This window comes from Deinococcus metalli (assembly GCF_014201805.1).
Lineage (GTDB): Bacteria > Deinococcota > Deinococci > Deinococcales > Deinococcaceae > Deinococcus > Deinococcus metalli.
In genome coordinates, this window is the sequence record NZ_JACHFK010000012.1 from 131,346 (window position 1) to 137,696 (window position 6,351).

Here is a 6,351-nt window from a genome sequence, read left to right on the forward strand (position 1 = left end):
ATGGGACGCCCAAGCGCAGTGTAGCCCCAAAGGTGTGAAAGGGCGTTCAGTACGCCCACGCCCCGTGCTGGCGGGGGCAGGACGGCCCACAGAAAGGCCCGGCACCGCTGTGGGCGCCGGGCCGTGGGTGGCTCCCTTACTTCAGCCACTCGCGGAAGTAGTTCACCATCTCCTGCCGCGCGCTGCGGCTGGCGACCGTGTCGGCGATCAGACTGTCCTTGAGCAGGAATCCGTGCGGTTCGCCCTGGTACACGCTGAGCTTGAAGTTCTTGTTCGCCGCGTCCAGCTTCTGCGCGTAGGCGTAGATCGAGGCGATGGGACTGGGCTGGTCCTTCGTGCCGTGCAGGATCAGCATGGGCGCGCTGAGCTGGTCGATGAAGGCCGTCGGCGCCTGCGGTTTGGCCGCCGTGCCCCCCTGGTCCGGGAAGCCGTACCACGCCACCCCCGCCTTGAACTGCTTGAGCTGCGGCAACAGCAGCATGGTGTAGCGCCCGCCCGCGCAGAAGCCCGTCAGGCCCAGCGCGTTCATGTTCACGTCCTTGCGCGCCCCCAGGAACTTCACGCCGTCCTCGATCAGCGCCCGGACCGTATCGTCGCTCGGCTCCTTCTCGAAGGTCTGCCAGCCCAGCGCCAGCGTCACGAAGCCCGCGCCGGCCATCTCGTCCACCAGATCCTTATAGCCCTGTTCCAGGCCGTTGAACGAGTGGATCAGGATCACCGCGGGCTTGGGCGTGGCGCTCGCCGGCGCCGACAGGTAACTCTTGTAGTCCTTGCCGAAACTCGTGACCACCACGTCACCTCCCTTGACGGCCTGAGCGGCGGCGAGAGACGACAGCAGGAACGCAGACACGGTCAACGTGCGCTTGAGCATGGATGGAACCTCCGGGCTCTACCGTAGAGAAGCGGCCGCGGGGGAGGGTGTGTGCCCGGCGTCCGATCCTTCACGCTGGAATGGCCGGCAGGCGCAGCCAGGGCCAACGCGAAAGCCCCCACCACTCGGGCAGGGGCTTCACAGCGGTGCTCGCGTTTACTTCGAGGCGTGAACGACGAGCTTCATGGGGATGGTGACTTCGGGGTGGGCGCGGTACGCGATGTCGTACTCGCCGATTTCCTTGACGGTCTTCGGCATGTCGATGCGGCGCTTGTCCACGTCGAAGCCCAGCTTGTCCAGGGCGCCGGCCACGTCGGCGTGGGTCACGGCGCCGTAGATCTTGCCTTCACCGGCACGGACGCTGAGTTCCACGGCCACGCCGTTCAGGCGGCTGGCGAGGTCCTCGGCAGTGGCCTTTTCGGCGGCGAGCACCTTCTGGCGCGAGCGGACGCGCGCCTCGAGGCTCTTCATGTTGCTGCTGGTGGCGGGCGCGGCGATGCCCTGCGGGATCAGCCAGTTCCGGGCGTACCCGTCCTTGACGTTCACGACCTCGCCGGTCTTGCCGAGCTTGCCGGGTTCGAGAAGAATCACTTGCATGCCAGCTCTCCTTACTTCCGGACCAGTTTCTCGGTGTAGGGCAGCAGGGCCAGCTGGCGCGCGATCTTGATCGTCTGCGCAATGCGGCGCTGGTGCTTGGCCGAGAGGCCGGTGCGGCGGCGAGGAAGGATCTTGCCCGTGTCGCTCACGAAGCGGCGGAGCATCTTCACGTCTTTGTAGTCGGTGATTTCCAGTTCCCCGATGGAGAACGGATCGACCTTGGGCTTGCGGGGGCGCTTGGGGCCCTTGCCGCGCGGCTTGCGGTCGGCGTTGTTGCCTTGCGTCATTGGGATACCTCGGGGCTGTGCGCCTCGGGTCTGAGGGTCGGCGTGTCAGGGCGTCTGAATGCCCGAAAAAGGGCTCCTTGCGCGCTCAGACCGCTAGACCGTCAGACCTCTTGCCTGCACGCTCAAAACGGCAGGTCTTCTTCCTCGGGTGGGAAGTCGTCGAGACCTTGATCTATATCCAAGCCGCCCGAACGGTTCCCCGTGCTCGCTCCCCGGCTGGCCTGGGCGGGGGCCCGGCTGGGCTGGGGGCGCGCGGCGCTGCTCGCGGTCTGAGGGCGAGGCGTCGCGGGGGAGGCAGCGTAGCCGGATTGTCCGGCAGCGGCGCCTCGGGACAGGGCTTCGACTCTCGTCGCTTCTACTTTGGTGGAATTGCGCTTGTTGCCGTCCTTGTCGGTCCACGCCTCGTTCACCAGTCGGCCCTGCACGACGACGGGGTCGCCCTTGCGCAGATCCTTCATGGCCTCGGCCAGCTCGCGCCACAGCGTCACGTCGATCCAGTGGGTCTTCTCCTGCTTCTGCCCCTGGCGGTCGTTCCAGGTCTCGTTCACGGCCAGGCCGAGTCCGAGCACGGCGTCGCCGGCGGGGGTGTAGCGCAGATCCGGATCACGGGTGACGTTGCCGATCAGCACGACTTCGTTCATGCCGCTGCCCATGCGAACGCCGCCTCCGGCGTCCTGAACAAGCTCCGGCTGGGTGCCGAGCTGTTCCATGCGCAGGGCCTTGACGCGCACCATGCTGCGTTTGCCGCCTTCGGGCGCTTCCCACTGCGAGTACTCCAGGGAGCCCTCAACCATCACGGCGTCGCCGCCCTTGAGGTTGCGTTCGGCCTGCCATTCGGCGGGCTTCCCGAGGATGCTGACCCGGTGGTACCAGGGAAGTTTGCGCTCGCGTCCGTCGTTGCCGATGACGTGGTCTTCTCCGGCGACGGTGGCCTCGAATACGGCGGTCCCGCTGGGGGTGTACCGGAGTTCGGGGTCACGGGCGAGGGCACCGATCAGATAGACGTGGTTCATGCCTCTGGCCATACTGGTTGCTCCTTTGTTGCTTGCGTGGTCCTGTTCAGGACGCTGACTGGATCTTGCTGTTGCTGGCGATGTGGCCTTTGCAGGTTGACCGGACTGTAACAAGCCTGGGCCATTCTGTCAATACCTAAACGGAATCAGGCCTTCTTGGTCTTCCACTCCGGGCGGTCTTTCACCACCAGGACGCGGCGCACGTGGTCGCGCAGCCGCAGCGTGGACGCGATGTCCGACTCCGGGTTGCCACCGGCCTTGATGGTGTACATCAGGTAGTAGCCCTCGCGGTCCTTGCCCACCTGGTAGGCCAGGCGGCGGTTGCCCAGGTCGTCGAGGTTGCTCAGTTCGGCCCCGGCGTTCTTCACCGTGGTCTCGATGTACTCCTTCTCGATCTGGACCTGTTCGGCGCTCAGGTTCGGGTTCAGGATCAGGTTGAGGTCGTATGTGTTCATGTTCACCTCCCATGCGCGCGGTTGTGGCAAGTGTTCGCCTCGCCCACGCAGCGCAATTCACCACCATACCAGACCCGGCCAGCGCTGACCAGAGCCACGCGGCGCATCCGTTCCAGCGGGCTCGCCGCTACGCTGGGGCATGACCCAGGCTCCACAGCATCCCATCGACGGCATCCTCGACATCCTGAAAGAAGCGGTGGAGGGCGGCACGCCCGGCCAGCCCACCTCCTTTCTGGACGGCACCCGGGCGGACGGCAGCGGCAACCACGGGCTGATCGCCACACTGGACGGTCTGGACGACGTGCAGGCCAGCCACGACGTGAACGGCACCAGCATCGCCGGGCAGGCGCGGCACGCGGCCTTTCACATGGAGGTGATCGTCCGCTGGGAACGCGACGGCGACCGCGGACCGTTCGACTGGAAGGGCAGCTTCCTGCCCTCACAGGTCTCGGCGGACGAGTGGGCGGCGCTGCGGCAGCGGGTGCGGGCCGCCTATGACGGTGTGGTGGCCTTCGCCCGCAGCCGGCGCGACGCTCCGGTGGACGGCGACGTGACCGGCGGCCTGAGCGGCGCGGTGGCCCACGTCGCGTACCACCTGGGCGCGATCCGCCAGATGGTCAAGACGGTGTCGTGACCCGGGCTACTTGCGGCGCCTGAAGGGATTCCAGCCGCGCTTGTCCTCGACCTTCTCCGCCTTGGCGGGTGGCGCGGGCGCCTCGGTGGGCCGGGGCACCGGCCGCTGCGGTGTGGTGCCGTGGCGCCCGACGTTCTTGGCGGGCTCGGCCTGCACCTTCCGGGTCTCGTCCTCGCCGCCCTCCTCGGCCGGGATCTCGCCCAGCGCGAGGAGAATCTCGCGGCGGATCGCCTCGGCGGTCGGCCGGTCGTTCGGGCGTTTGGCCAGCGCGAGTTCCGCCATCTTGGCAACGCTGCGCGCCACCTCGGGGTTGATGTGGCTGAGCGACACCGGGAAGCGCGTCAGGTGGGCGACCATCAGCTCCTCGTAGGTATTGCCGTTGAAGGGCCGGTCGCCGCCCAGCAGTTCGTACATCAGGATGCCCAGGCTGTACACGTCGCTGGCGCTGCTGCTGGTCTCGCCGTGGTAGATCTCCGGGGCCATGTAGTACGGACTGCCGCTGACCTTGCCGCCCTGCGCCACGAAGTACGTGCTGCCCATGTCGCCCAGCGCCGCCCGGCCCTCGTCGTTCAGGTACACGTTGTGGGTCTTGACGTCCTGGTGTACCGCGCCCTGTTTGTGCAGGTACGACAGCGCGGACGCCACGTCCGCCAGGATGCGCAGGGCCTGGGGCAACTCCAGGCGGCGCACCATCATCTTCTCTAGGTGGTCGCTGAGCGAGCCCTTCGGGTAGAACTCCATCGACAGGAACGCCAGCTGACCGTGCGGCGTGCCGGCCCAGCCCCGCACCAGCCGGGGGTGGCGGAACTTCAGCGACAGCCGGACCTCGTTCGCAAACCGCTCCGCCGCGTCCTGCACACGCAGCGTCTCGGTGTGCGGGATCTTCAGGGCGACCTTGCGGCCCTCCGGATCTATCGCGAGGTGCACGGCAGACGTGTTGCCGCGTCCGAGGACACGGTGCAGGGCATAGCCGGGAATGGCGCGGTCGGAGTCAGTCATGCTCGGGAGACGGGAAGGACGTCATGTCCAACTCACTGTATGCCTAGAACGGAGGACGGAAAGCGCAGGCTCGTCGGGAACCCGAAGTGGTTCATGTCGGGTCAGTAAAACACCCGCCGTCTTGCGCTACTCTTTCGCGCTTCCGCCCGGGCGCGGCACTACTCGTCGTCGCCAGCTTCCTCGGACACGCGCTTGCCGGCCATCCATTCCAGCCCGGCCCACATCAGCTCGTCCAGGTCGCCGTCCAGCACGTCGTCGGGGTTGTGCTTCATCACGCCGGTGCGGTGGTCCTTGACGTACTGTTTGTCGAGCACGTACGAGCGGATCTGCGAGCCCCACTCGATCTTCTTCTGCTCGCCGCGCGCCTTGGCCTCCTCGGCCTCGCGCTTTTTCATCTCGATGTCGTACAGGCGCTGCTTGAGGATCTGCAACGCGATCTCGTGGTTCTTGATCTGGCTGCGCGTCACCTGCGACGCCACCGCGATCCCGGTCGGCAGGTGCGTCAGGCGCACGGCGGAGTCCGTGGTGTTCACGCCCTGCCCGCCCGCGCCCTGCGAGCGGAACACATCTCGGCGCAGGTCACTGTCCGGGATGTGGATGTCGATCTGCTCTTCTGGCACCTCCGGCACCACGTCGACCGACGCGAACGACGTGTGCCGACGGTTGTTACTGTCGAAGGGCGAGACCCGCACCAAGCGGTGCACGCCGTGCTCCGGCGCCATCATCCCGAAAGCCTTCTCTCCGCGGATGATGAACTCCGAGCTGATCACTCCGGCCTGCTCGCCGTCCTGCTGGTCGAGCAGTTCGGCCTTGAAGCCGTGACGTTCGGCCCAGCGCATGAACATGCGCGACAGCATGCCGGCCCAGTCCTGAGACTCGGTGCCGCCCGCGCCGCTCTTGACACGGACGATGGCGGCCGTGTCGGCGTGCTTCATGGTGAAGAGCGTCTCGCGGTACAGGTCGTCGACCCGCTTCTGGATGCCCTCCTGTTCCTCGGCCAGCAGTTCCTGCTCCTCGGCCGAAGCCATGGCCAGCATCTCCTCGAGGCCGGTCGCGTCCGATTGCAGGGTCGAGTAGCCGTCCACGATCCGGCGGATGGTGCCGGCTTCCTGCGTGACCTGCCGCGCGCGGGCGGCGTTGCTCCACAGGTCCGGATCGCTGAGTTCCCGGTCGAGTTCGTTCAGGCGGCGCGTCTTGCCGGGAATGTCAAAGGTACTCCCGGAGCGACGCCAGTTTTTCCAGCAGTTCCTGCATGGCGTGCCTCCCTTCCGCGCGGTTCCGCCTCGGCGGCGCGCGGGCATATGCCGATTGACCAGTATACAAACGCGGCGCGCAGGACCGGGCGCCCCGCCTCCCTTTTCCGGCGTCCTGGGCGCGTCAGGGAACCTCAAGGGATCACCGGCCGGGGGGGAGTTGACAGATTGAGGCGTGGCCTGTATTGTTTCTGAGCCTCCACGGAGGCGGGATGCATGACAGGTGAAGCAGTGCGAGAGCA

The 6,351-nt window shown here is 66.8% G+C and carries 8 protein-coding genes; 1 reads left to right on the plus strand and 7 read right to left on the minus strand.

The window, feature by feature from the left end; translation table 11 throughout:
- Positions 1–136: 136 nt before the first annotated feature.
- From HNQ07_RS19470 to rpsF, 5 genes are all read right to left on the minus strand, one after another.
- The gene (locus HNQ07_RS19470) at positions 137–871 is read right to left on the minus strand and encodes a dienelactone hydrolase family protein (RefSeq protein WP_184114925.1); all 735 of its coding nucleotides are present in this window, start codon (positions 869–871) and stop codon (positions 137–139) included.
- Positions 872–1,027: 156 nt separating this feature from the next.
- Positions 1,028–1,468 (minus strand): 50S ribosomal protein L9, encoded by a 441-nt coding sequence (gene rplI, locus HNQ07_RS19475; protein WP_184114927.1) that lies wholly within the window; start codon positions 1,466–1,468, stop codon positions 1,028–1,030.
- A gap of 11 nt (positions 1,469–1,479) precedes the next feature.
- A complete protein-coding gene (gene rpsR, locus HNQ07_RS19480; protein WP_184114929.1) occupies positions 1,480–1,755 on the minus strand; it encodes a 30S ribosomal protein S18 in 276 nt (91 codons plus the stop codon).
- Between the two features lie 122 nt (positions 1,756–1,877).
- On the minus strand, positions 1,878–2,780 hold the full coding sequence (locus tag HNQ07_RS19485; RefSeq protein WP_184114931.1) for a single-stranded DNA-binding protein: 903 nt from the start codon (positions 2,778–2,780) through the stop codon (positions 1,878–1,880).
- A gap of 134 nt (positions 2,781–2,914) precedes the next feature.
- Positions 2,915–3,223 carry a 30S ribosomal protein S6 gene (gene rpsF, locus HNQ07_RS19490; RefSeq protein ID WP_184114933.1) on the minus strand — a complete coding sequence of 103 codons (309 nt, stop codon included), beginning with the start codon at positions 3,221–3,223 and terminating at the stop codon, positions 2,915–2,917.
- A gap of 139 nt (positions 3,224–3,362) precedes the next feature.
- On the opposite strand from rpsF, the gene HNQ07_RS19495 reads away from it, so the two are divergent.
- A complete protein-coding gene (locus HNQ07_RS19495) occupies positions 3,363–3,857 on the plus strand; it encodes a DinB family protein (protein WP_184114935.1) in 495 nt (164 codons plus the stop codon).
- Between the two features lie 6 nt (positions 3,858–3,863).
- On the opposite strand, the gene HNQ07_RS19500 is transcribed toward HNQ07_RS19495, so the two are convergent.
- On the minus strand, positions 3,864–4,856 hold the full coding sequence (locus HNQ07_RS19500; RefSeq protein ID WP_184114937.1) for a serine/threonine-protein kinase: 993 nt from the start codon (positions 4,854–4,856) through the stop codon (positions 3,864–3,866).
- A 158-nt stretch (positions 4,857–5,014) separates the two neighbouring features.
- A protein-coding gene (gene prfB / locus HNQ07_RS19505; RefSeq protein ID WP_184114939.1) for a peptide chain release factor 2 occupies positions 5,015–6,110 on the minus strand; the annotation gives its coding sequence in 2 pieces (ribosomal slippage) (positions 5,015–6,064 and positions 6,066–6,110; 1,095 coding nt in all).
- Positions 6,111–6,351: the final 241 nt, after the last annotated feature.